Below are 24944 nucleotides of genomic sequence, written 5' to 3' on the forward strand. Positions count from 1 at the left end.
TCACGCGGACTTGTAGCGGCGCAGGTACTCCCCTGTCAGCGAGGCCGGGGCGCTGAGCAGTTCGGCGGGAGTACCGGTGAACACGACCTCGCCGCCGTTCTTGCCGCCGTCGGGCCCGAGGTCGATGACCCAGTCCGCGTGTGCGACCACGTCCAGATTGTGCTCGATGACCACGACCGTGTTCCCGCGCTCGACCAGGTTGTCCATGAGCGTGAGCAGGATGTCGACATCGGACATGTGCAGGCCGGTCGTGGGCTCGTCGAGGACGTAGACCGTGCCGGCGTTCTGCAGCTGCGTCGCGAGTTTGATGCGCTGGCGTTCGCCGCCGGAGAGGGTGCTCATGGCCTGGCCCAGGCTCAGGTAGTCCAGACCGACCTCGTTCATGGTGCGCAACTTGGCATTCAGTGTCTTCTCGGGGAAGAACTCCACGGCCGCCTCGGCGGAGAGCTCGAGGACGTCGGCAATCGACTTGCCGCGCAGGGTGAGTGCGAGGACCCGATCGGAAAACCGCCGCCCGCCACAGGATTCACAGTGGGTGGTGACCGGGTCCATGTAGGCGATCTCGGTGATGATGACGCCCCGGCCGCCGCATTCGGTGCAGGCGCCGTCGGAGTTGAAGCTGAATAGACCGGCCGGTTCGCCGGTCGCCTTGGCGAACAGCTTGCGGATCGGATCCATGAGCCCGAGGTAGGTGGCGGGCGTGGACCGGGAGGACGCGGCGATGGCGGACTGGTCCACGAATACCGATTCCGGGTAGCGCACCAGGAATTCGTCGCGGATGAGGCTGCTCTTGCCCGAGCCCGCGACACCGGTGATGGCGGTCAGAATGCCGGTCGGAATGGCGATGGTGACATCTTTCAGGTTGTGCGCGTTGGCATTCGCCACCGTCAGCGCGCCCGTCGCGGGCCGGAAGTTCTCCTTGACCCGGAAGGCGCGGCGCAATCCCGCGCCGGTGGGGGTATCGGCTTGCCGCAACTCGGCGAAACTGCCGGTGAAGACGACCTCGCCGCCGTGGACGCCAGCGCGCGGACCGACGTCCACGATGTGGTCGGCGATCTGGATGACATCCGGATCGTGCTCGACGACCAGTACGGTATTGCCCTTGTCCCGCAGCGCCTCCAGCATGTGGTTGAGCCGCCCGACATCGCGCGGGTGCAGGCCGACGCTGGGTTCGTCGAAGATGTAGGTCATCCCTGTCAACGTGCTACCCAGGTGCTTGATCATCTTCAGGCGCTGGCCCTCACCGCCGGACAGGGTCGAGGTGGCGCGGTCCAGGCTCAGGTAGCCCAGCCCGATGGCGGCGACGCGTTCGAGCGCGACCTGGGTGGCCGCGGCCAGCGGGACAGCGGCCGGGTCGTCGATCTCGCCGAGGACCTCGATCAGATCGGTGATCTGTAGCCGCGCCCAGTCGGCGATATTGCGTCCATTGATGGCGGTGGCCAAGGCCTTCGGATTCAGTCGCGCCCCGTGGCAGGCCGGGCAGACGCCCTCGGCCAGGAAGCGCTGGATCTGCTCGCGGGTCTTCTCCGACAGCCCCGAGGTGTCGCGCTTGAGCCGGGTGCGGGTGAATTTGTCGACCAGGCCTTCGTAATTGGCTTTCCAGGTGCCTTTCGCGAAAGACAATTCCACTTTGCCGCCGGTGCCGTGTAGCAGGTCGTGCCATTCCGCGTCGTCGTAGTCGGCGAGTTTCTTGTCCGGGTCGAATCGGCCGGAGTTGGCATACAGCTGCCAATCGCCGCTGCCGACGGTGTAGCCGGGTACCAGGAGTGCGCCCTCGTTGAGCGATTTGGTGCGGTCCACGAGCTTGCCCGGGTCGGCGGTGACGGCCACGCCGAGTCCGTCGCACTCGGTGCACATGCCCTGCGGGGTGTTGAAGGAGTAGTCGTAGACCAATCCCGTGGACGGAGAACCGAAGCGCGCGAACAGGGCTCGGATCAGGGCATAGATGTCGGTCATGGTGCCGACCGTGGAGCGCGGCCCGCCACCGACCGCCTTCTGATCGATGATGACCGGCGCGGTGAGGTTCTCGATGGCCTCGGCGTGCGGGCGTTCGTAGCGCGGCAGGAAATTCAGGACGAAGGCCGGGAAGGTGGCATAGAGCTGCCGCTGGGATTCGATGGCGATGGTGTCGAAAACAATGGAGGACTTGCCGGATCCGGAGACCCCGGTGAAGACGGTGATCTTGTTCTTGGGAATGTCGATCGAGACGTTGCGCAGATTGTGCTCGCGGGCGCCGAGGATCCGAATTGTTTCAGTGGAGGCCAGGGACATGTCCCCACCATGCCAGGCCGACCCCCCTCGATGTGCGGGGAAATGTGATGTAAATCACGGTGATTCGGATCGAATCTCGGGGTCCGGCCCCGATTGCCGAACAGTCGCACCCGTCTACAGTGGCGGTCGATCGCGCGGCCGACACCGCCGCGCACGACCCACGAGGAACGCATGATGAACACCGCGCGATGGATGGCCGTGGCGGCCGCCGCACTGGCCGTAGCCCTGCTCTCGGGCTGCTCGGATGTCGAGAAGGCCCTGAACAAGGGCGGCGACACCAAGTGCAGCGACTATCTCGCCCAGAACGCCGACACCCAGCGCGTCACCATCACCAAGTTCATCAAGCAGCAGACCGGCAACGACCACGAGCCCGCCGGCACCCAGGTCGACCTGTCCATGGCCGCCGTCCAGGGCCTCTGCCAAGTCCAGGCCAACAAGGACACCCCCATCAAGAACGCCAACCTGGCAGGCATCCTCCACTAGTCCCCAAACCTCCCCCCGCGCACCCCATTTCGCCTGGCCCAGCCTCGATTTCCGTTTCCGCCAACCTCTCCGCTAATCTTGTGCAGCATCACCGGTCCGGGTGGCGGAATGGCAGACGCGCTAGCTTGAGGTGCTAGTGCCCGTATTAGGGCGTGGGGGTTCAAGTCCCCCTCCGGACACAACGAGAGAGCGAGTTCCCAGGCTTGACAAGGGACCTCGCTCTTCCTCATTCGTCGACCATTTGTTGGTGTCGTCTGTTCACCGCTCACCGCGAGCTGCGACGCGGTGGCGCTGACCGTACGGGCAGATACTGGATCTGGCCGAGCACGCTGGAGGTCGCTAGCGCTGCAATAGCCTTTCCTTCAGCATGCTTCACGAAATCGACGACGAAATCCAACGTCTTCCAAATAGTTTCGACGGCAGCCGGAACTTTGGTCGAGCGCGCCTGAACACGACGTTCGTATCGGCCGGTAGCGTCGCCGCTGCGGCCGTGACACCGTCCTAACCGTTGCCGCGCTCCCCGATGCGGAAGGGCATGTGGGACAGGGTGTGGTGGACCATGTTGGTGAGGGTCACGATATCGAAGACCGGGATGTGCAGTAGCTGTTGGATGGCGTGACCGTACGGCACGAGGTCGGTGCATTCGATGACCAGCGCACCCATGTCGGGATTGTTGGCAGCCAGTTGGGACACTTCTTCGAGGACTTCCGCACCGAGGCGGTCTGCGTCGAGGTTGTCGCGGCGGCCTTCGAGGATGACCTCGCGAAATTCCGGGTGCCCGGCCATTCCGGTGACGCAGATCGGAACGGACTCGCCGCCGATGGCTTCCAGGTGGCGGCGGGTGAGGGCCTGTTCGTCGGCGACGAACAGGCCCACGGTGCGATCGGCGGCGAGCATGCGGTGGACCATGGGCAATTGGATGAGGCTCGAGCTGTAGAGCGGGACTCGGACGGAATCGGCCAGCCGCTGCTGGAACAGGACCAGGAATCCGCAGGCGGCGGTGATCGCGTCCACGCCTGCGGATTCGAGCTTGCGGGCGGCGTCGATGAACGGCTCGAGCAGGGTCGGATCCGCCTCGTTCACCACCCGGCGCGGGGTCGCACCGGAGACGACCTGGTAGACGACCGGGAAGTCGAAGGTCGCCGGATTGCGGATGTGGCCGGGGAGCTTGGTGAACGCCGTGTCGAGACACAGGACACCGATCGTCACGTCCATTCTGTCTGCCATGCTGTCGCCGCTTCAGGTGGGTGTGCCGAAACGATTCGGCCGCAACGGGATCGGGTCGGTGAATGGCTGCTCACCCGCCAGGAGCTGACCGACGAGTTCACCGCCGGCGGGCGCGAGCCCCATGCCGATATGGCCGTGTCCGGCGGCGACGAGGAGGTTGCGGAGATCGCCGGCGGGACCGATCAGGGGCAGGCTGTCCGGGGTGCACGGCCGCAATCCACTCCAGCTCTGCAGGATCGATGTCTCCTCCAAGTCGGGCAGGAATTCGCGCACGGCGCGCCGCAGCGTCCGTAGCCGGTGTTCGGAGACCGCGCAGCTCATCCCGGTCAGTTCGAGCTGTCCGCCGATCCGCAGCCGGTCGCCGAGCGGGACCATCGCCACTCTGGCCTCGCTCAGCAGCACCGGCAAGCCGGGCGCGCTCGGCGGCATGGCCACGGTGAGGCTGTGACCTCGGATCGGTTGCAGCAGCAGATCCATTCCCGCCATGCGGGCGCACTCACCGCTCCATGCGCCCGCGGCGATGACCACATTGCCGGGGCGTAGCTCCCCGCGAGTAGTGTTGAGCCGCACGATATTCCGATCCCGTATGCCGAAACCGGTGACTTCGGTGTGCTCGCGGATCTCTACGCCCGAACCGCGCAGGACCCGGCCGAATTCGACGAGGAATTCGGGAACGCGCAGATAAGCACCCTCGGGGTTGTACAGTGCGCCGTGAATATCGAATGTCGTCTTCGGCGCGAGCTCGTCGAGCTCACCGGATCCGAGGACTCGCAGCGGGACACCACCGGCAACAGTGCGCGCCACGGTCCGGCTCGCCTCGTCGAAGCCCGCCGGGGTCTTGAAAGCCAGCACGATGCCCGGTGCCTCCAACAGAGCGGCCATGTTCTCCGAAGCGCACAGCTCGCGCAGGATCGCGAGACTGCGCGTCTTCATCCCGATCAGCACCCGGAATCCGTTCGCCGCGGCCTCGGCCGAGCAGGCGCGCCGGAAATGCCGCAGCCAGTGCGACAATTCGGTGTCCAGGCGCGGCTCGATGTACCAGGGCGCGTCCGGATCCGTCGCACCCGGAACGGCGATGGCGAGCATGCCGGGTTCGGCCAGGGGTGCGGCACCGTGGGTGCCGACGAATCCGGTGTTGCCGGCCGAGCACGATTGCGGTCCGCCCAGCGCACCGCGCTCGAGCACCGTGACAGTCGCCCCGCGCCGACGCAACTGCTGCGCACAGAACAGGCCGACGACTCCCCCGCCGATGACCACCACATCCGGGTCCTCGCGCACGGGAGTTCCCGCCTCTAGCGTCATGAGCGCGACCTAGACGCTGACGACGAAGAAGTTCGTCGGCAGATTGACCACGACCCGCTCGTAGATCTCGGCCTTCAGCGCGATCCCCGGCTCGGTGAAGGTACCCGCGGGCGGCTCGGCGAATCGGATCACCGAACGTCCCGCGTCGAAAAGCTGTGCGCCGTGGCCGAAGTCGCCGACGATGGCGGTTCCCGGTTCGACCAGCCTGGTGCGGACGATGAACACACCGTTCTGTTCGAGGTCGTTCATCAGCCGGCCACTGCCCATGGCACGGTAGTAGTCGACCGGGTTGATGATCATGCCGTCGGCGGTGCCGCCCATCTGCTCGATCTCATTGCAGGCGCGCAGGATTGTCGAGGTGAAGGGTCCCCGCTCGGTCATCCGCTCGATCTCGGGCATGTCCAGCAGCCCGCCCTCGCCGCTGATGATGGTGTGGTTCTCGGCGGTGCACAAGCGCACGATCAGGCGGTAGTTGAGGAAATTCTCGAAGGTGTCGGGGTCCTTCCACAGATCCGGCGGGACCTGCACCCACGCCGTGGTGGTGAGCAGCTGCGGAATCGGCGACTTGTGGAATCTGCTGGCCAGCTCGCGCCGGACGTCCGCGCCCACGATGGCGGTGTCGCCCGGAGCGGGTGCGCTCTCGTGCCAATAGAACTGGCGTGGATCGCGCGACAGGTCGATGGTCTTGAGCATATTGCGGGCCGGATTGCGGGGTTTGCGCCGCGAGCTGGTCAGGGAATCGGTGATTGTCACGTCGTATTCGACCGCCGCGTCCAGCCCGTGCTGCCCGCAGGCCTCGACGAACATCCGGCCCGGCGACAGCTCGTGTTTGCGGTCCGCGACGACCTGCGCCAGGGTCTGTTTGATCGAATCTGCCTTCAGCATGTCTCCTCCTGGGAAACGGTGTAATGCGATGAGGACGCGCCGAGCACGCTCGAGCCGCCGTCGATCAACTGGACGGTGCCGGTGATGTAGCTAGCCCGTTCGCTGGCCAAAAACGCTGCCAGGGCGGCGATTTCGTCGGGCTGGGCGATACGGCCCACCGCGGTCTTGCTGCCGACAGCGGCCAATTCCGCCTCGATCCGCCCGTCCGCGGAGCCCTGCGCCAGGACCCGTTCCAGCAGCGGAGTGCGGGTCGCGCTCGGCGCGAGCACATTGACGGTCACGCCGTCACGCCCGACGTCCGCGGCGAGGGCCTGCGCGAACCTCATGATCGCCGCCCGGCTCACTCCGGACAGGGCCAGTCCGCCGATGGGGACCACCGCGGTCTCCGATGCCACCAGAAGTACGCGGCCCCACCGCGCATTCCGCAGGTGCGGCAAGGCCGCCAACGCCAGCTGGACCGCGGGCATCAGGACCGTGTCGACCGCCTCCCGGTACGCGGATGCCTCGAAGGCCGTCGCGCTCCCGGTGGGCGGTGTGCCGCCGCTGACGGTGACGATGTGGAGTCCACCGAACTCCGCGGCGACCTCGTCGACCCAGCGGAGAGCCGCTTCAGGGTCGGCGATGTCCACGCGTGTTGCGTGGACTCGCCCACGTGCCATCGCTTTGATCGCGCGTTCGGCGGCGGCCAGTCGTCCCGGGTCGCGGGCTCCGATGGCGACATGCGCGCCCTCGGCGGCCAGCTCTTCGGCGATCGCCAGCCCGATACCGCTCGATCCGCCCGCGACGAGTGCGACCTTGTTCGTCAGCCCCAGATCCACTGTCGCTCAACCTCTCCCATGTCGACCGGGGATCAGATACCCGTATCGGATCGCCAGCGGCCAGGACAGCGCCGTCACCGTCGCCTTGGCGGAGTTCGGCAGCGCGCCGCGCCACGAGTCGTCGGTCGGTCGGATGACGGTGACGCCGGTGTTGAACCGGTCCGGGTTCCCGGTGACCGTGTGATTGGCGTGCAGCTCGATCGTCCGGTCGGTCATCGGGTTGGCCCCTGGATCGATCTCGCACAGTCGTAGTACCGTATCGATCGTCCCCGCCGGATCGGCGATGAAGTCCTCATATCGCAGGAACAGCGACCGCCGCGGATACCGGCGGCCGATCGCGTGCGACGCGAGGTTGAAGCCGCTCCAGTAACCGGTGCTCTTACCCGCCGACATGGCGTACACGTATTCCTTGGGCTTGCTCCATGATTGGGCGACCGCCCGGGGATCGCGCACCAGATGCAGGTAGTACGGGGTGATCCCGTCGAGGTACGACAGCAGTGCCGCCTCCCCCGGCATCTTCGAGGTATCGACGATCACCCGCGACCGGCTGCGTTCGGCAATGGTGCGGTAGACCTGGGTCAGCAGGTCCGCATGCGCGCGAATCGGCTCATTGCGCAGGCCACGCCCGAGCACCTGCCACGTGTGCCTGGTGCGGACGTAGCCGAGTTGGTACCGAATCACCGTGTCCGCGTGGTCTTCCAGGGTGGCCCCGTCGGGTCTGCCGACCGGCAGGATGGTGGACCAGAAGGGGCAGTCGACGAGCTTGTGCCCGCAGCCGCACAGCTCATTGACGCCGCGCCCGGCGGCGTTCTTCCACAGGAAATGCAGTTCCCCGACGTGGAATACGCCCGGAATCTCATTGAGGATGTTGCCGAGAATGGTGCTGCCGTTGCGGCACCATCCGGTGACGCACAGAACCTTGACCGGGGGCGCGCTGCTCATCTGCCGCCTCCTCTCCCACTCGGTTGGTGACCGATTGCCGAATCGTGTAGGCCATGACCGCGGCGGCGAACGCGCAGCCCGCGCCGACCAGATACACGGCGGGATAGCCGAGCCCGCTCGCGATGGCACCGGTCGCCGGGCCCCAGACGAACAGCCCCAGATCCCAGAACGAGGTGTAAGCCCCCAGTGCCGCACCCTGTTTCGAGCTCTCGGCCTTGTTCATGACCATCAACGCCAGCGAAGGGTGCAGCAGTGAGAAGCCGACACCCATGACGATGACGCCCAGCACCGCCACCGGCAGGTTCGGCGACCACGCGACGATCAGCAGCCCGGCCGCCTCGCCGATACCGGACCAGGTGCCCACACGCCGCGGTCCGAGCTGGTCCGGCAGCTTTCCGATGACCAGCCGCGTACCCGCGTACACCGCGCTGAAGACGGCCAAAACGACGGCGCCGGAACCGATCCCGCGTACTTGCAGGTCGCGGATGATGAAAGCGGCCAGTCCTACATAGCCCGCCGCGGCGAGGGCGAGGGCCAGACCGGGCAGCGCCGCGGGCTTCAACATCAGCCCGCGACCCCTGCTCGACCGCGCGACATCCGGCTCGGGCCCGGCAATGGTGATCAGGGCGAGTCCAGCGAGCGGCGCGACCGCGCACAGCGCCCACACCGCCCCGATCCCGAAGTGCCGCAGGGTCGCACCGAGCGCCGTCCCCGCCGAGATGCCGCCCCACATGGCTACCCCGTAGAGCCCGATGAGCTGGCCGCGGCGATCATGTGGCGCGAGCGTGACGGTCCAGGCCGCACCCGCCACGAACAGCGCGGCCTCGCCGACACCTACCACCAGCCGCACCACGATCAGCCCGGCCAGGCCGAGCGGCAGAAAGTACAACAGCCCGCCGACCGCGATGGCGAGCGCGCCGAACCGCATGACCCGCCGATAGCCGTGCCGATCGGCCAGCCCGCCGAACACGGGCCGGGTGAGCAGCGCGGTCAGGGCGGTGGCCGTCACCACGAGTCCCACGCTCAGATCGCCCGCGCCGAACCGGTCGCGAACATGGTCGGGCAGCGCCGGAATGGCCGCGGACAAGCCGAGATAGCCGCAGAACAATCCGCCGAACACCCCGGCGAGCGCGAGCCGCGGCAGCGTTCCGGTGTCGGGTGAGGCCGTCATGGTCGCCCTGCCCACGAGGAATTCGGGTCGACCTCCGTCGTGGTCAGGGCGGCCGCGACCTTCCGTACCGCGGCGACGAGATCATCGCAATCCGCCCGCGACAGCGTCGAAGACAGCGGAATGTCCACGGCCCGTTGCAGGTAGCGGGTCGCATTGGGCAGGGATGCTTGCACGGCGGCGGTGTCCTTGCCGCGGAACAGGAATCGCCAATTCCAGAAGGCGCGAATATTGTGATCGGAGTCCGAGCCGAGGTTGCGCGCCTCGATACCCTCCTGGCACAGCGCACGCGCGAACCACTGCGCGCGACCCTCGGCAACCTGGAAGATGAAGGCCTCGCCCAGATACGCGCCCGGCGCCACCGGCTGCCGGATTCGAATGCCGTCGAGGTCGGCCAGCTCCGCGGCGACATAGTCGTAATTCTCGCGGAAGGCGGCCAGCCGGATGGGCAGCCGTTCCAATTCGGATCGCAGCAGCGCGGCCCGGATCTCGTCCATGCGGAAGCTGTACAGCGGCAGCTCCAGATCGGTGGCCAGCGGCGACCGACCATCCGCGAAATGCCGCCGCAGCCGGCCCTCGTATGCGCCGGAAAGCACTGTGGCCCGGGCGAACAGGGTGCTGTCATCGGTAATGAGGAAGCCGCCCTCTCCGCTGTTGAGCGACTTGTCCGACTGGGTGCTGAAGGCGCCCGCCAGGCCGAAGGTGCCGAGTTTGCGTCCGTTCAACTGCGCGCCGAGCGCCGGGACAGCATCCTCGAACACCGGAACGCCCCGCTCATCCGCGAATCGGAGCAATGCACCCATATCCCCGGCGAAGCCACGCATGTGCACCACCACGATCGCCCGGATTCGCGGTGTCCACCGCCGGCGCAGATCGTCCACGTCGAGGTGGAGATTCTCGTCGGCGTCGACCAGGAACGGCGTGCATCCGGCGAGCAGGATGGCGCTGGGCGTGGCGGCGAAAGTGAAACCGGGACAGGCGATCAGGTCTCCCGGTTCGACTCCGGAGGCCATGATCGCCAGCGCCAGCGCGGTGGTACCGCTCGAGGTGGCCAGCGCGTGTGCGGTCCCGAAGTAGCGGCACAGTTCCGCCTCGAATCGTGCGCACTCGGTCTCATGCGGCGGGCGATGGTCGTATCGGAAATAGAGATGGCTGCGAATCGCGCGCAGCGCCGCTTCCTCGTCCTCGGGATGGACGCACACCGCGCCCCGGTCATAGGTCGGCCAGGGTATGCGCCGTACCGGATCACCGCCGTTCAGGGCCAGCCGCGCACCATGGGCCGGCTGCGTGTCCGGTGCCGTCGGGGCCGATGCCGAATCATCGATCACATTGTCCGCCATCATGTTCATGGCACCGACCGACCAGGAATCGGCGGTACTTGCCTGCTTGCCTGCCGAGACTCTCAGAACCGGGAACCCTCGGTGAATGTTCAAGGCACGCTACGCCGAACCTGGGGGATTCATGACCGAAATATCGTTAAATTCTGGTCACGCGTCCGAAATTGGCAGATATCCGCAATCGACTGTGCCCCAACAGAATCAGTGCTTCACTGAGTGCAGGCGGCCCTGCATGACGCGAGCATGGCGGCCGGATGTGCTGTGCGAGTGACGGATTCGTAACGATCGAAGGGGATGCGCCCTTCTGGCGATCTTGAATCCTTTGCACAGCAATGGTTGTCGGGCAACGCGCGCCCCTGACGCCCCTGCTGAGCCTTTGATCGAGGGTTTGGTTGCGAACCAACCGGTCCCGGCTGTTTGGGCATCGATCATACTGTTGCACAACGGTTCTCCAGTGTTCGATCACCGTGGCGGCGGACAACGACGGAAATGTACGACTACAGCCTCGAGTGGGCGTAGAGGGCGCGGGCGGTGGAGTTGAGCTCGAAGACGTCGAGGGTCACCGTGCTGTGGAGGAGGGGATGTTCCAGCGCGGTCAGCGGCTGCCCGACGCGACACTGTCGACCGGTAACCCGGCCAGTGTCCATTCCAGCATTCCTTCGTCGAGACGTTTCACTGCGTGCCCGGACTGCTGAGCGATACGGATCGCGTCGGGTGCCATGACGCAATAGGCCCCGCGGCAGTAGGCGACGATCTCGCGATCGGCGGGCAATTCGGCAAGGCGGGCAACCAGTTCGGCGACGGGGACGCTGATGGCGCCGGGAATATGACCTGCGTCGTATTCCTCGCGCGGGCGAACGTCGATGAGGGTGATCTCCCCGGCGTCACGGCGGCGGATGAGTTCATCGCGGGTGATGGTGTCCTCGGGCGCACCGAGCACGGCGGCCGCTGCGACGGCGACGTCGGCCAGGTGGGCTTGGGCCACGGTCTGCACCAGCGCGAACAAGCGGGCCACATCGGTTCCGGCGAGACGGTAGTACTGGCGAGTGCCGTCGCGGCGCGCTTGCACCAAACCGCCGGCCTTGAGTGAATGCAGATTCGCCGAAGCCGTGGTCAGGTTCATACGGGTCGCGGTGGCGATCGCCTCGACGGTGCGCTCACCTTGGGCGAGCAGGTCCAGGATCTGCAACCGTCGGCCGTTGCCCAGCGCCTTGCCGACGCGGGCGATCTCATCGAACAGGGCGGCGTTGCGATCGATCGACTCACTCACGTTTGCTTCTCCAATACTCTTTGGAATAGCTTATTCCATAGTTCCTTGGAACAACATCGAACATGGCGATTGTATTCGCCACCGACTTGCCCCGCCGACCGGGAGCGGATCTAGCAGGGAGAACACGCGTGAACTATCGCTTCGTGCTGCACGAGCGGCCCTACGGCCCCGAACGCTACAACGGCCTCCCTGTACACGGCAGAAGCTCGACGCCGGACACGGGTGCGGGTGTTCAGGAGGAAACGAGAAGCCATGTGGAACTCGGTAATGGCTTGGTGGCGAAGGGCGAAGCCAATTTCCTGACACCACCGGCCCCACAGGTGAACCTGCGAGAGCCGCCGGTGGTCTACCACCAGGACAACGAACAGCAGGGGCGAGACTGGTTGGCTCGCTGGAACATTCGCTCCTGATCCATCGCCGGGCCACTCCACCGAAGTGTGCCCGGGCCATCAACACCAGGAAAGACCTCTCGTGTCGCATAGCGCCGCCCCCACCATCTCCAGCTCTCACTTTCCCGATACGGTCCGCGCTCAACGTCGTGTCCTGACCGTGCTGGTGTCCGCGCAGATCCTCAGCGGGGCCGGACTGGCCGCCGGGATCACCGTCGGCGCACTGCTGGCCCAGGACATGCTCGGCTCCACCAGCTTGGCCGGCCTCCCCAGCGCCCTGTTCACCGCCGGCTCCGCGCTCGCCGCCGTCGCCGTGGGCCGGCTGTCCCAGTCCCGCGGCCGCCGCCCCGGCCTGGCCGCGGGCTACTTCACCGGCGCGATCGGCAGCCTTGGTGTCATCGCCGCCGCCGTCGCGGACAACCCGGTGATGCTGTTCGTCGCGTTGTTCGTCTACGGCGCGGGCACCGCCACCAACCTGCAAGCCCGTTACGCCGGAGCCGATCTGGCCACCGCTTCGCACCGCGGGCGTGCCGTATCGACCGTGCTGGTGGCCACCACCCTCGGTGGTGTCGTCGGCCCCAACCTCGCCGCCCCGACCGGCACTCTGGCCCGAGCCGTGGGAATTCCTTATTTGGCGGGGCCTTTCCTGCTCGCCGCGCTGGCCTACGGCTTGGCCGCGCTGGTGCTGGCGATGTGGCTGCGCCCGGACCCGCTGTTGTTGGCGCGGCAGATCGGCGCGACGGACTCCATCGCCGCGCCCAGCCCCGCGGAAATCTCGTCCGCTGACGGTTCCGGCAAGGCCATTGCCTCCGGTGGATTCGTGATGGCGCTGACGCAACTGGTGATGGTGGCGATCATGACCATGACGCCGGTCCACATGCTCGCGCACGGCCACGACACCGCCGCCGCCGGGGCGGTGATCGCCATCCACGTCGGTGCCATGTACCTTCCCTCCCCCGTGACCGGATGGCTCGTCGACCGCTACGGCCGCCTGCCCGTCGCCGCCGCATCCGGTGTGACGCTCCTCGCCGCGGGAGTACTCGCTGGCCTCGCACCCGGCGACCAGGTCGCTCTGCTCGCGCTGGCGCTGGCCCTGCTCGGGCTGGGCTGGAACCTCGGGCTCGTTGCGGGCACCGCGATCATCACCGACACTGTCACGCTGGCCACCCGGGCGAAAACCCAAGGCGCGGTGGACGTATCCATCGCGATCGCCGGAGCCACCGGCGGCATGGGCTCCGGACTCATGGTCGCCGCCACCAGCTATCCGACGCTGGCCTTCGCCGGTGGCATACTCGCACTGGCGGTCGTTCCGGCCGCCGCGTACTCCGGCCGTCCCCGGGCAACTCCCGTCAGCTCGCCGCACAGCTGACCCAGGTGGCCGCAGCCCCTCGCTGCGGAGTACCCGAACCGGCTCCGCTCGGCTACCTCGTCGTTCGCCCGCCGCGCGAACAGCTCGGAGGCCGGTTCACCCCTGGGACAATGCGAAGGCCAGCATGGCGGTGGAGGTGAAGTCGGTCGAGGGTTCCACGGTCTGCCGCAGTGATCAGTTCGCCCTCGGGTGAGGTGTCGGCCTGGGTGTAGATGGCAGCGGCCTTGTCCAGCAAGGACTTGGCAGAGCGTCGGACCAGCCACCGGAGACATCGACTGGACCACCCACCGGGGTCAGCTTCGCGTCGAGCGGTTCGGTGCCGTCCTCGTTCTACCGAGGGGCGGCGTAGACCGTTGCGTGGCGGTCGGCCAGACGTGAGGGCTTGCGGTGCGGGGCATCGGGTAGGACATCCGCACCGTCGCGCTGAGTTTGGAAGAAGCGGATGTTGTTCTCCACGAGCGGGGTGAGCACGCGGGTGGTCAGGATTCGGTGGCGTGGTGGTAGCCCTCGGTGAAGAAGGCGAACAGGGCGTCGGCGGTGCCCAGGGCGGTGAGGGTGTGTGCTGCGCCGAAGGATTCGTTCCAGAAGGGGCCCGTGTGGGGGTCCCAGGGGCCGACGTAGGCGTAGGGCTCGGGGATATGGGGGTCGCCGGGTGAGACGCCGAAGTTGATGCGGTCTGCGGTGATGCCGAGGTCGAAGTGTTCGGGCCAGAGGACGGGGGTTTCGGTGGGGTTCAGGCGGCGGAGGGCTCGATCACCCCAGTCGAAGGCTCGGGCGATGGTCTGGGCGTGGTCGAGGTCGACGCGGATGGTGTCGGTGAGGATGCAGCCGGAGCTGTCGGAGTAGAGGTCGGCGGGGGCGCCGGCGTCGATGCCGGCGTGGGAGGCCAGTTCGGCAAAGGTTGTGCCGCTGAGCTTTCCGGCCACCGAACCGTCGACCAGCAGCAGGTCGCCGTCCACAGCGACCAGTGGGGGATGGATCGTGCTGAATCCGCCCGGGGCTGGGCGCAGCTTGATCGTGCCGTGGGCGCGGTACTGCGGGCCGGCCATCAGCAGTTCGGCCACACCGTGGAGACTGCGGCGGGTGCGGGTGTAGTCGTCGGATTCCATGGGACTGTCCTTCCTCCGGGACCGCCGAGGGACAGGTTCGAGAATATTCCACGGATCTTGCCCGATGCGGTCAGTGGGTGGCGAGAGGGTGGCAGGCGATGAGCTCGGTGCGGGCGATGCCAGACTCGCGGTGCTGGTGGATGCGCTGGTATTCGGGGGCGGTCACCATGTCGAGAAATGCTCGGCGGCTGGGGTATTCGACAAGGGCGACGCAGTCCCAGTCGGCGTCGCCGATCAGGGTCTGCTGCGGTTCGCCGTGCCAAAGGAGGCGACCGCCCTGCTGTGCGACCAGGGCGAGGGCGGCCGCGCCGTAGGCGGCGTATTCGGTGCGGTCCTGGAAGGTGATGAGGTTCAGCATGACGACGGGGCCCTCGTCGGTGGCGGCGGCGAAGCGGGTGAACCGGTCGGGGTCGGGCGTGATCGACATGGGGTGGCCCTGCTTCGACGGCCCGCTCAGCCGGTGAGCAGGCGGGTGAGGACTGTGCCTACTGCGGCGCGGGCGTCGGTGACGGACAGACGCTGATGGCGGCGTAGGACGTCCCAGGTTTCCCAGGAGCAGAGGGCGTAGGCGGACTCACGGGCCGGGGGGTCGAGATCGGCCAGCTCGGGCAGCTGGGTGCGCAGGTGGGCGCGCAGCGCGGCGCGGCTCTCGTCCAGTCGTTCGGACAGGACGACGGATTCGTGTTCACGCAGCAGGGCGGCGCGGCGGGTGCCCGCGACACGCTCGAACAGTTCGGCCCGCAGTGCGACCACCCGATCGATACGCTCGTCCAGGTCGCCGCTGACAGGTTCCATCAGCAGTACCCAGTGCCGGGCGATCTGTGTCTGTGCGGCATCGAGATACAGCGTCTCCAGGTCGCGGAAGTGGTGATACACCGAGCGGGTCGCGACTCCCGCGCGTTCGGCCACCGCCTGCGCGGTGGGCTGCAGATTGCCCTCCTCCATCAGTGCCAGCGCGGCGTCGAGCACCGCCTGACGGTTCTTGGCTCCACGTGCGGTCCGTCCGTCCATCATTGGCAACCCTACACACGCGGAAGGGTAGTTGCACGCCGCATGCAACAATATTATCGTCGCCCTCATGGACGCATTGCGGACACCGGACGAGCGGTTCGCCGCCTTGCCCGACTTTCCCTTCGAACCCTGCTACCTCGAGGTCGAGGCGGGCGACGGCAGCGCTACCCGGCTGCGGTTGCACTACCTCGACGAGGGCCCGCGCGACGGCGAGATCGTGCTGCTGCTGCACGGCGAACCGTCCTGGAGCTTCCTGTACCGCCACATGATCCCGGTGCTGGTGGCGGCCGGGAAACGTTGTGTCGCACCGGATCTGATCGGTTTCGGCCGCAGTGACAAGCCCGCCGACCGTGCCGACTACACCTATGCCCGCCACGTCGAATGGGTGCGCGAGGCGCTGTTCGATCACCTGGATCTCTCGGGCATCACCCTGGTCTGCCAGGACTGGGGCGGGCTGATCGGCCTGCGGCTGGTCGCCGAGCATCCCGACCGCTTCGCCCGGGTGGTGGTCGCCAATACCGGCCTGCCCACGGGTGAGGCGAAACTGACCGATGCCTTCGCCGCCTGGCAGCGGTTCTCCCAGGAGACACCGCAATTCCCTGTCGGTGGCATCATCGCGGGCGGCTGCCGCACCGAGCTGTCCCCCGCGGTGGTGGCCGGATACGACGCCCCGTTCCCCGACGAGACCTACAAGGCGGGCGCGCGCGCCTTCCCGATGCTGGTCCCCACCCACCCCGACGACCCGGCCGGCCCCGCCAACCGGCGCGCGTGGGAACAGTTGGCGCACTTCGGGAAACCGGTGCTCACCGCCTTCTCCGACGGAGATCCGATCACCGCTGGCGGCCACCGCCCCTTCCAGGAGCGGGTGCCCGGTGCTGCCGGTCAGCCGCACATCACGATCACCGGCGCCGGTCACTTCCTGCAGGAGGATCGCGGCCCGCAGCTCGCGACGGTGGTGGCCGAGTTCATCGCCGCCACCCCGGCTCCCGACACCACCGGAGGATCCACGAAATGATCAGCAGGCGAGGATTTTTCGGCACCGGAGCCATGGCCGGTGCCACCGCCGCGGCGGTCGCCGCCACCGGCCCGGCCGCCGCGACCCCGCGACGCATGGACAACCATCCGGACCGGCCCAATATCCTGGTGGTCCTGGTCGACGAGATGCGCACCCCGATGTGGTTCCCCGAGCAGTCGGTGCTCGACACCATCCTGCCGAACATCGCGGCGCTGCGGAACAAGTCGGTCTCCTTCGAGCAGCACTACACGGCCGCCAACGACTGCACGCCCTCGCGCGGCGTGCTGGTGACGGGTCTGTACTCGCATCAGACCGGCTGCCTGTCCACCTCGCAGTCGGAGCTGGCGGCGGGCTTCCCGACCTGGGGGTCCATGCTGCGCGAGCAGGGCTACCGCACCACCTGGTGGGGCAAATGGCACCTGGGCCACTACGCCGACACCACCCCGGGCGGCCTGGACCGCTACGGATTCGACGGCGGCACCTACCCCTCGCCCAACGGCGCGCCCGAACAGGGCCTGCAGATGGACGGACGCATAGTCGACCAGTTCGTCGACTGGTTCAATACCGATGCGGAACAGGGCCCCTGGTGCACGACGGTGTCACTGGTCAACCCGCACGACATCCAGTGGTGGCCGCGCTGGACGCGACGCACGCTGGCGTTCAACAACATTCCTCGCTGGATCAACGACCTGCCGGGCAATTTCGAGAGCCTCGAACAGCTGTCGCGCAAGCCGCGGCTACAGAAGGCCCTGGTGGAGGTCTCGGCGGTGACCTTCGGGCTGGCGCCCTACGGCACGCCCGGGGCCGATCAGGAGTGGATCGACATGCGCAACCTCTATCTCTGGTTCCAGCAGCAGGTCGATACCCAGATCGGGCGCGTGCTCACCGAATTGGCGACCCAGCCGGAGGTCGCCGCCAACACCGTCGTGGTGTTCACCTCCGATCACGGTGACTACGCCGGTTCGCACGGCCTCCATGGCAAGGGCGGCGGTGCCTACGACGAGGCCATTCGCGTACCGCTGTTCATCCACGATCCGCGCGGTCAGCTCACCCCTGGACCCGGCACCCGCGATCAGCTGACCTCCAGCGTCGACCTGGCCGCGCTGCTGCTCACCATCGGCACCGGCGGCACCGGGTGGCGGGCCGACGACCGCTACGCGCACCTGGCCGGGCGGCACGATATCGCCGCCGTCGCCGCCGATCCGGGCGCACCCGGCCGGCCGTGGATCCTGCACACCACCGACGAGCATTCCATCGAGGAGGCGGCCGTCCGGTTCAACGACGACGCACCCGGTCACGTGATCGCACTGCGGACCGCGGACGCCAAGTTCGTCCGCTATTCGCACTGGGTGCCGGGCTCCGCGCAGATCAACCCGGCCGAGCAGGAGGAATACGAGCTCTACGACTATTCCACCCGCGACGGACAGCTCGAGCTGGACAATGTCGCGGCCGTCGGCGGCGACCTGCGCGACACCATGAGCCGGTTGCACGACGAAGCGCTCAGCACCGAACTGCACCAGCCGCTACCCTCCTACCTGCAGCAGGCCCAGCAGGACGGATGGAACGATTACAACACCCAGACCGCGAAACCCTTCGGGGAGCAGCTCTTCGACTTCCTGCGGGACGGTATCGGTGCGAAATAGCGTGCGGGGCAACCTCGTCACCGGCGCCGCCGCCGGGTTGCTCGCCACCGTGGCCGGTACCGCGGGCGCCGTCCCCATCCCCGCGGTACCGGGGTCGCCGCCCGGATTCATCGGCAATCCGGCTGTGGCACAGCCGGTCACCGATGTGCCGCCGGTGCCGCAACATCCTTATCTCGCGCCCAACGGCAGCTCCGGTATCCACGACGACGGATGGATGAGCAACACCAGCACCCGCCCGGGACCTCTGGGGCACGACCCCCGCGTGGTGTCGGCGGTGGTCGGCGGGGAGTGCGGGTCGATCACCTTCGACCGCGCCGGGCGCATCGTCACCACCTGCATCGGCCCGTCCCCGGCGCTGTACCTGCTGGACCCGGTCACCTTGAATGTGCTGGGCCGCAGCGCGTTACCCGGTGATCCGGGCGCGTTCCTGCGGCCCGGCGCCTTCGGCAATTTCACCGGCGGCGCCTACTTCTATCTGGACAACGAAGATCGCGCGGTGATCGCCTCCCGCGACGGCCACATCCGGGTGTTCGCCGAGAACGCCGGCGGCGACGGTTTCGCTCTCGCGCACGACTACGACCTGACCGATGTGCTGCGGCCCGGGGAGACCTTCAACTCGGCGCTGCCCGACAGCAACGGGCTGCTGTGGTTCGTGACCCGGACCGACGGTGTGGTCGGCACCCTTGACCTGAACACCGGTGTCGCACAGGTGATTCGGCTCGGCGACGGCGCCGAGGGCGAGATCGAGAACTCCTTCGCCGTCGGTAATGACGGTGATGTCTATATCGCCACCAACCGCGAGCTGCTGCGTTTCGATGCCGGGCCCGGCGGCGCACCCGCCGTCACCTGGCGGGTGACCTACGCCAACAGTGGACAGCACAAGCCAGGCCAGGTCGACGACGGCACGGGCACCACACCCACCCTTCTGTCCGGCGGCTATGTCGCCATCGCCGACAACGCCGATCCGATGAACGTCGTGGTCTACCGCACCGCGCCCGGAACGGCGCAGCGGCAGGTGTGCGTCGTACCGGTGTTCGAGGCGGGCGCCAGTGATACCGAGAACTCGTTGATCAGCGCGGGAAATGCGCTGATCGTCGAAAACAATTACGGCTACACCGGTCCCGAGGCCGCTTTGCTGGGCAAGACCACCACACCCGGCTTCGCCCGCATCGACATCGACCCCGACGGCAATGGCTGCCACCAGGTGTGGGCCAACACGACCGAGGCGGCACCGACCGTCGTGCCCAAGCTGTCGCTGGCCACCGGCCTGATCTACACCTACACCAAGGGCACCGAGGCCAGCGATCCCTGGTACTTCACGGCCCTGGATTTCCGCACCGGAGCGACGGTATGGAAGCAGCTCACCGGTACCGGCCCCGGATTCAACAACAACTACGCCGGAATCGCCATCGGATCGGACAGCACCGCCTATCTCGGTGTTATCCCGGGCCTGATCGCCGTCCACGACGGCTGAGCGATCGGGAGCCGCTGCACGGCAACGGCTCCCGATCCACACGCCTCAGGCGTCCGCCACCGTCGCCCACGGGTTGACCGGCACTACGCCGACCGCGTGCCCCGAACCATCGAGCAGCCGCCCCCACGACTTGAACGCCCGCAGCACGAGGCGCTGGTCGATGACGACCGCATCGGTCAGTGCGGTGGCGATCCGGCCGAGGATGGCGCTCAGGTCCGCGATGCGATGCACCTGGGCCATCACCATGATGTTCGCCCGTCCGACCGTGGACAGGCAGATCCGTGTTTCCGGCCAGGAGGCGATCTCGGTCCCCGCTGTGTCCAAGTCCCGGTGCCGAACCGACAGCCACAGCACATACTCGGTCGGCCAGCCGCCCGCGCCGCGCGCGAAATCGGTTCGGAAGGCCAGCATTCCGCGGCGGACCAGGGCATCGAGCTGCCGGCGCACGAGATGCTCGGAGGTATTCAGTTCGCGGGCCAGATCCCGGTACCTGGCCCGGCCGTCGTGTTGGAGGGCGAGGAACAGGTCCCGGTCGCCGGGCTCGAAAGTGCGGTAGCGCATCGCTTTTCGCGACTCGCCACTCTCCTCCTCGGCGACCGATCGTTGCTGATCGCTGTCGATCGCGCCGAGACGCCAGTGCACGCCGCTGTGCCACCGCAGCGCCACGGTGGAACGCACCCGCGCGATGCCGGGCACCGCGGGCAGCCGCTCGAGCAGCAGGGTGCTCAAGGCCGCGGGGGTGTCGGCCAATACCAGGGTGTGCAGGTCGAAATCGCCGTCGGTGCCATAGACACTCATGACCTGTGGGATCGATGCGAGCCCGGCGGCGACGGCCACCGCCCGGCCCGGCTGTGCCCGCACCTCGCACACCGCGCCGACCAGCGCCACCTGCGGACCGGGCACCGACGACACCCACGCGCGCCCGGACTCCGACAGTCGCTGCCACCGGCGGGCGGCCGTGGCCGCTGAAACTCCGAGGGCCGGACCCAGCCGTTCGAAGCTGACCCGGGGGTTGGCGTGCAACGCGTCGAGCAGCATCAGGTCGACCTCGTCGAGGTTGCTCTCCCGCATGACTCAGATCCATTCCTTCGATTTCCCGCACTGGATGCACCCATTGTGCGACTCCCCCGCAATTTCGTGGACAGGCGGATGGCCTGCCGTTCACTGAGGACATGAGCGAATCGACGACGGGCGTCACGAGACCGCTGGCCCGCTGGGTCGAGCAGTTGACGCCCGAGCAGATCCCCGAGCGGGTGCGGACCCGCGCCAAGCACTTGCTGCTAGACGGTGTGGCCTGCGGTCTGGTGGGCGCGCAGCTGCCCTGGTCCCGGGTCGCCACCTCGGCGGTGCTGGACCTGGAAGGCGCGGGCTCGGCGACCGTGATCGGAACCGGGGCCACCACCAGCGGGCCCGCAGCGGTTCTGCTGAACAGCACCTTCATCCAAGGCTTCGAGCTCGACGATTTCCATCCGCTCGCGCCCCTGCACAGCACCTCCCTGATCCTGCCGGTCCTGCTCGCAACCGCCCAGCAGCTCGGCGGGATCCCCGGCGCCGCGGCCCTGACCGCCGCGATCGCCGGGTTCGAGGTCGGTCCGCGCGTCGGATTGGCCCTGCACGGCTCGGAGATGCTCTCCCGCGGCTGGCACAGCGGCCCGGTCTTCGGAACCCATACCGCCGCAATGGTTGCCGGGAAGCTGCGGGCGCTCGACGCCGCCCGGCTCGAGGACGCGCTCGGCATGGCGGGTACCCAGTCCGCCGGTCTGATGGCCGCCCAGTACGAGGCGATGTCCAAGCGCATGCAGCACGGATTCGCCGCCCGCAACGGCTATTACGCGGCCGGTCTGGCAGCTGCCGGGTATACCGGGATCAGCCAGGTCTTCGATCGGCCCTACGGCGGCTACCTGTCGGTCTTCGGCGAGGGCCACGACCCGGACCCCGCCCAGGTGATCGCCGGTCTGGGCGAGGGCTGGCACACCGAGCTCATCATGGTGAAGTCGTATGCGGTCCAGGGCGGGCTGCACGGCACCGTCCAGGCGGCGCTGGAGCTGCGCGCCCGCCACCACATCGACCCGAAGTCGGTCGCGCACATCGAGATTCGCGTCGGCCACACCGTCTACCACCACGGCTGGTGGGAGCCGGTACGGCCGTTGACGGCCATCGGCGCGCAGATGAATCTCGGCTATGCCGCGGCGGTCGCGCTGCTCGACGGCCAGGTGCTGCCGCCGCAGTTCACCCCGGCCCGGCTGGACGCCGACGATGTCTGGGAGCTGCTCGGCAAGGTCGAGGTGAAGCTGGACGAGAACATCCAGAACGGCCCTGTCCACGAACGTTTCGCCACCGACCTGGCGATCACCCTCACCGATGGCACGGTGCTCGCACAGCGGATCGTCCAGCCGCACGGCGGCCCCGCCGACCCGGTCCCCGACGACGAACTCGTCGCCAAGTACCGCTCCCTCGTCGGTCCCCTGGTCTCGCCCGAGCGGCTCGACGCCATCCAGCGGGCAGTACTCGGCATCGACGAACTCGCCGATCTGCGCGAACTGGCCGACCTGCTCGCCGCGCCCGTCGCCGGGGCCCTCGACAACCTGGAACAGGATCACCACCGGTGACCACCCCATCGCGGGCGCGACTACGCGCCGCCCTCGCCGACCGTGCCGAAATCATCGTCGCCCCCGGCGTATTCGACGGCCTGTCCGCCTCCCTGGTCCGCCGGCTGGACTTCCCCGCCGCGTACCTGACCGGTGCGGGAGTGGCCGCCAGCGGTTTCGGGCTCCCCGACATCGGGCTGGTGACCCAGACCGAAATGGTCGAGCGCGCCCGGATACTGGTGCGCGTCCTCGGCGACATCCCGCTGCTCGCCGACGCCGACACCGGATACGGCACCGCGCTCAATGTCGTTCGCACCGTGCGCGAATACGAGGCCGCCGGGGTCGCCGCGATCCAGCTCGAAGACCAGGCCTTCCCCAAGAAGTGTGGGCACCTGCCCGACAAGGAGCTGATCGAGGCCGGGGAGTTCGTCACCAAACTCATCGCCGCACTGGAGGCGCGCACGGATCCGGACCTGGTCGTCATCGCCCGCACCGACGCCCGCGGCCCGCTCGGTATCGATGCCGCCATCGACCGGGCCAACGCCTACGCGGCGGCGGGCGCCGACGTGATCTTCGTCGAGGCGCCGCAGGGCACCGCCGAGATCGAGCGCATAGCGCGGGAGGTGTCGGCGCCCCTGCTCATCAATCTCGTCCTGGGCGGCCTCACCCCGATCGAATCCGCCACGCGTCTGCGGGAACTGGGTTATTCGATCGCCATCCACCCCTCGCTCCCGCTGGGCGCCGCGGCATACGCGATGCTCACCGGCCTGGCCGACCTCGCCGGCCGCGATCCCGGGCCGCTGCTGCCCGCGAAACCTGCCGAGTTCTTCAACCTCGTCGGTCTGGCCGAATGGTCGGAGCTGGGCGAACGCTACCGTGAAGGAGCCTGACCCATGGGCATGACCATGATCGAGAATCTGCTGGCCCGCAAGGCCGGTGTGCCGCGGGTCCGGCCCGGGGACATCGTGACCGTCGACGTCGACATGTGCGTCCTGATCGATCTGCAGTTCGCCACGCTGTGGCAGCAGCCCCGCCGCATCCATGATCCCCGCAAGGTCGCGGTCGTCATGGACCACGCCGTGCCGGCACCGTCGCTCAAGGATGCCGCGGGCGGTCCGAAGGCACGGAAGTTCGTGGCGGACTTCGGGATCGAGCACTTCTACGATGTCGGCCGGCACGGCATCTGCCACCAGGTCATCGCCGAGAACGGGCTGGCCCGCCCCGGCGAGGTGCTCGCCTGCACCGACTCGCACACCTGCGCGGGCGGCGCGTACAACACCGCTGCTCGCGGACTCGGCCCGGCCGAGGTGTATTCCATCCTGTGCACCGGCGCCACCTGGTTCGAGCTCGCCCCCACGGTGCGTTACGAGCTCACCGGCGCGCTCCCGGCCGAGGTCAGCGGCAAGGACGTCTTCCTCTATCTCGCCGACACCTACGGCGACGCCACCAACCAGAATCTCGAATTCGGCGGGGCGGGCCTCCCGACGGTCCCGCTCAACGATCGGCGCACCATCGCCACCCAGGCCGCCGAAATCTCCGCCGACTTCGCCACTTTCGGTGTCGACGAGCTGCTGCGCGAGTTTCTCGCCGCGCGCGGGGTGACGGATTTCGTTGCCGCCGCAGCGGATTCGGACGCCGAATACGCCGACATCCGCACGATCGACCTGTCGGGCCTCGAACCGTACGTCGCCCGCCCGGGCACGGTGAGCCGCAACGGGATTCCGGTCTCGCAGGTCGAGCCCCGCCGCATCGACCAGGCGTTCATCGGGTCCTGCGCCAACGGCCAGCTCGACGATCTCCGCATCGCCGCGCAGATCCTGCGCGGCCGCACCGTCGCCCCCGGCGTCCGGCTGCTGGTCACGCCCGCCTCCCAGCAGGTCTACCGGGACGCCATGCGACTGGGATACCTGCAGGACATCGCCGATGCCGGTGGGGTGGTGACCAATTCGACCTGCGGCGCCTGCTTCGGCTACCACATGGGCGTGGTCGGACCCGGCGAGGTCTGCCTGACCTCGAGCACCCGCAACTTCACCGGCCGCATGGGCAGCACCGAGGCCGAGATCTACATGGCCGCACCCGCCACCGTCGCGGCCTCCGCCATCACCGGCTACATCACCGACCCCCGGAGCGTCACCGCATGAGCACCACCATCACCGGCCGCGTCTGGGTCTTCGGCGACTCCCTCGACACCGACGCGATGTACCCGGCCTTCGCCATGAAGCTCGAGCTGCCCGAGGCCGCCCGGCACATCTTCTACCAGGTACGCCCAGGCTGGACCGATCTCGTCACCCCCGGCGATATCGTCATCGCCGGAACGAATTTCGGCGTCGGCTCCTCCCGCCCGGTCGCCGCCCTCTTCCAACAGCTGGGCGTCGCCGCCGTGGTCGCGGAGAGTTTCAACTCGCTGTTCTTCCGCAACGCCGTGAACGCGGGACTGCCCGCGATCACCGCGCCCGGAATCACCGAGCACTTCCAGGACGGCCAGACCGGCACTGTCGATCTCGCGACGGGAACGTACAGAAACGAGTCCACCGGCATCAGTGGCCTGGGCCGCCCCCTGCCCCCGTTACTGCTGGAAATCATCAGTAGCGGAGGGATTCTCGCGCGCCTGGCCGAGCAGGGCTTCCTGTCGTGACCGCAATC

General features: G+C 67.8%; 24 protein-coding genes and 1 tRNA gene. 11 read left to right on the plus strand and 14 right to left on the minus strand.

Annotation, left to right across the window (positions count from 1 at the left end; genetic code table 11):
- A complete protein-coding gene (locus AB0L60_RS10600; protein WP_364610490.1) occupies window positions 1–2271 on the minus strand; it encodes an excinuclease ABC subunit UvrA in 2271 nt (756 codons plus the stop codon).
- A 174-nt stretch (window positions 2272–2445) separates the two neighbouring features.
- Between AB0L60_RS10600 and AB0L60_RS10605 the strand changes: the two genes are divergently transcribed.
- Entirely contained in the window at window positions 2446–2754 is a 309-nt protein-coding gene (locus AB0L60_RS10605) for a hypothetical protein (RefSeq protein WP_364610493.1), read from the plus strand.
- 94 nt (window positions 2755–2848) lie between these two features.
- Window positions 2849–2933 (plus strand) — tRNA-Leu (locus tag AB0L60_RS10610).
- A gap of 322 nt (window positions 2934–3255) precedes the next feature.
- Here the strand turns inward: AB0L60_RS10610 and AB0L60_RS10615 are convergent.
- From AB0L60_RS10615 to AB0L60_RS10650, 8 genes are all read right to left on the minus strand, one after another.
- Window positions 3256–3981 carry an aspartate/glutamate racemase family protein gene (locus AB0L60_RS10615; RefSeq protein WP_364610496.1) on the minus strand — a complete coding sequence of 242 codons (726 nt, stop codon included), beginning with the start codon at window positions 3979–3981 and terminating at the stop codon, window positions 3256–3258.
- 12 nt (window positions 3982–3993) lie between these two features.
- Entirely contained in the window at window positions 3994–5283 is a 1290-nt protein-coding gene (locus AB0L60_RS10620) for an FAD-dependent oxidoreductase (RefSeq protein ID WP_364610499.1), read from the minus strand.
- Window positions 5284–5292: 9 nt separating this feature from the next.
- Entirely contained in the window at window positions 5293–6168 is an 876-nt protein-coding gene (locus tag AB0L60_RS10625; protein WP_364610502.1) for a family 3 encapsulin nanocompartment shell protein, read from the minus strand.
- A complete protein-coding gene (locus AB0L60_RS10630) occupies window positions 6162–6986 on the minus strand; it encodes an SDR family oxidoreductase (RefSeq protein WP_364610505.1) in 825 nt (274 codons plus the stop codon). Before AB0L60_RS10630 ends, AB0L60_RS10625 begins: the two co-directional genes overlap by 7 nt.
- A gap of 6 nt (window positions 6987–6992) precedes the next feature.
- Window positions 6993–7928: a sulfotransferase gene (locus AB0L60_RS10635; RefSeq protein WP_364610508.1), complete on the minus strand. Its 936-nt coding sequence runs from the start codon at window positions 7926–7928 to the stop codon at window positions 6993–6995.
- On the minus strand, window positions 7843–9099 hold the full coding sequence (locus tag AB0L60_RS10640; protein ID WP_364610511.1) for an MFS transporter: 1257 nt from the start codon (window positions 9097–9099) through the stop codon (window positions 7843–7845). The genes AB0L60_RS10635 and AB0L60_RS10640 overlap by 86 nt, the downstream gene beginning before the upstream one ends.
- Window positions 9096–10436, minus strand: coding sequence for an aminotransferase class I/II-fold pyridoxal phosphate-dependent enzyme (locus AB0L60_RS10645; RefSeq protein WP_364610514.1), 1341 nt, complete (start codon window positions 10434–10436; stop codon window positions 9096–9098). The genes AB0L60_RS10640 and AB0L60_RS10645 overlap by 4 nt, the downstream gene beginning before the upstream one ends.
- Before the next feature lie 592 nt (window positions 10437–11028).
- Complete coding sequence (locus AB0L60_RS10650; RefSeq protein WP_364610517.1) at window positions 11029–11703, minus strand: metalloregulator ArsR/SmtB family transcription factor; 675 nt, start codon at window positions 11701–11703, stop codon at window positions 11029–11031.
- Between the two features lie 128 nt (window positions 11704–11831).
- On the opposite strand from AB0L60_RS10650, the gene AB0L60_RS10655 reads away from it, so the two are divergent.
- Together AB0L60_RS10655 and AB0L60_RS10660 are read left to right on the plus strand one after the other, a co-directional pair.
- A complete protein-coding gene (locus tag AB0L60_RS10655) occupies window positions 11832–12113 on the plus strand; it encodes a hypothetical protein (RefSeq protein ID WP_364610520.1) in 282 nt (93 codons plus the stop codon).
- Between the two features lie 61 nt (window positions 12114–12174).
- A complete protein-coding gene (locus AB0L60_RS10660; RefSeq protein ID WP_364610523.1) occupies window positions 12175–13461 on the plus strand; it encodes an MFS transporter in 1287 nt (428 codons plus the stop codon).
- A gap of 330 nt (window positions 13462–13791) precedes the next feature.
- Here AB0L60_RS10660 and AB0L60_RS10665 read toward each other — a convergent pair whose 3' ends face one another.
- The 4 genes from AB0L60_RS10665 to AB0L60_RS10680 all read right to left on the minus strand — a co-directional run bounded on the left by AB0L60_RS10665 (window position 13792) and on the right by AB0L60_RS10680 (window position 15581).
- Window positions 13792–13932, minus strand: coding sequence for a hypothetical protein (locus AB0L60_RS10665; protein WP_364610526.1), 141 nt, complete (start codon window positions 13930–13932; stop codon window positions 13792–13794).
- Window positions 13933–13940: 8 nt separating this feature from the next.
- Complete coding sequence (locus tag AB0L60_RS10670; RefSeq protein WP_364610529.1) at window positions 13941–14570, minus strand: hypothetical protein; 630 nt, start codon at window positions 14568–14570, stop codon at window positions 13941–13943.
- Window positions 14571–14640: 70 nt separating this feature from the next.
- Window positions 14641–14997 carry a DUF1330 domain-containing protein gene (locus AB0L60_RS10675; RefSeq protein WP_364610532.1) on the minus strand — a complete coding sequence of 119 codons (357 nt, stop codon included), beginning with the start codon at window positions 14995–14997 and terminating at the stop codon, window positions 14641–14643.
- Between the two features lie 26 nt (window positions 14998–15023).
- Complete coding sequence (locus AB0L60_RS10680) at window positions 15024–15581, minus strand: TetR/AcrR family transcriptional regulator (RefSeq protein ID WP_364610535.1); 558 nt, start codon at window positions 15579–15581, stop codon at window positions 15024–15026.
- A 67-nt stretch (window positions 15582–15648) separates the two neighbouring features.
- Here AB0L60_RS10680 and AB0L60_RS10685 point away from each other — a divergent pair, with 67 nt between their 5' ends.
- Genes AB0L60_RS10685 through AB0L60_RS10695 form a run of 3 tightly spaced genes read left to right on the plus strand, consistent with a single transcriptional unit; the run spans window position 15649 to window position 19713 of the window.
- Window positions 15649–16596 (plus strand): haloalkane dehalogenase, encoded by a 948-nt coding sequence (locus tag AB0L60_RS10685; protein WP_364610538.1) that lies wholly within the window; start codon window positions 15649–15651, stop codon window positions 16594–16596.
- Complete coding sequence (locus AB0L60_RS10690; protein ID WP_364610541.1) at window positions 16593–18239, plus strand: sulfatase-like hydrolase/transferase; 1647 nt, start codon at window positions 16593–16595, stop codon at window positions 18237–18239. The genes AB0L60_RS10685 and AB0L60_RS10690 overlap by 4 nt, the downstream gene beginning before the upstream one ends.
- A gap of 1 nt (window position 18240) precedes the next feature.
- On the plus strand, window positions 18241–19713 hold the full coding sequence (locus tag AB0L60_RS10695; RefSeq protein ID WP_364610544.1) for a hypothetical protein: 1473 nt from the start codon (window positions 18241–18243) through the stop codon (window positions 19711–19713).
- A 45-nt stretch (window positions 19714–19758) separates the two neighbouring features.
- On the opposite strand, the gene AB0L60_RS10700 is transcribed toward AB0L60_RS10695, so the two are convergent.
- Window positions 19759–20784, minus strand: a complete 1026-nt coding sequence (locus tag AB0L60_RS10700) for an Lrp/AsnC family transcriptional regulator (protein WP_364610547.1) — start codon at window positions 20782–20784, stop codon at window positions 19759–19761.
- Between the two features lie 101 nt (window positions 20785–20885).
- Between AB0L60_RS10700 and AB0L60_RS10705 the strand changes: the two genes are divergently transcribed.
- The 4 genes from AB0L60_RS10705 to AB0L60_RS10720 are packed head-to-tail and all read left to right on the plus strand — an operon-like array spanning window position 20886 to window position 24936.
- Window positions 20886–22322 (plus strand): MmgE/PrpD family protein, encoded by a 1437-nt coding sequence (locus tag AB0L60_RS10705; protein ID WP_364610550.1) that lies wholly within the window; start codon window positions 20886–20888, stop codon window positions 22320–22322.
- Window positions 22319–23191: an isocitrate lyase/PEP mutase family protein gene (locus tag AB0L60_RS10710; RefSeq protein WP_364610553.1), complete on the plus strand. Its 873-nt coding sequence runs from the start codon at window positions 22319–22321 to the stop codon at window positions 23189–23191. The genes AB0L60_RS10705 and AB0L60_RS10710 overlap by 4 nt, the downstream gene beginning before the upstream one ends.
- A gap of 3 nt (window positions 23192–23194) precedes the next feature.
- Window positions 23195–24442, plus strand: a complete 1248-nt coding sequence (locus AB0L60_RS10715) for an aconitase/3-isopropylmalate dehydratase large subunit family protein (RefSeq protein ID WP_364610556.1) — start codon at window positions 23195–23197, stop codon at window positions 24440–24442.
- 8 nt (window positions 24443–24450) lie between these two features.
- Window positions 24451–24936, plus strand: coding sequence for a 3-isopropylmalate dehydratase (locus tag AB0L60_RS10720; protein WP_364610885.1), 486 nt, complete (start codon window positions 24451–24453; stop codon window positions 24934–24936).
- The last annotated feature ends 8 nt before the right edge of the window (window positions 24937–24944 follow it).

The organism is Nocardia sp. NPDC051981, assembly GCF_040680715.1.
Classification (GTDB): domain Bacteria; phylum Actinomycetota; class Actinomycetes; order Mycobacteriales; family Mycobacteriaceae; genus Nocardia.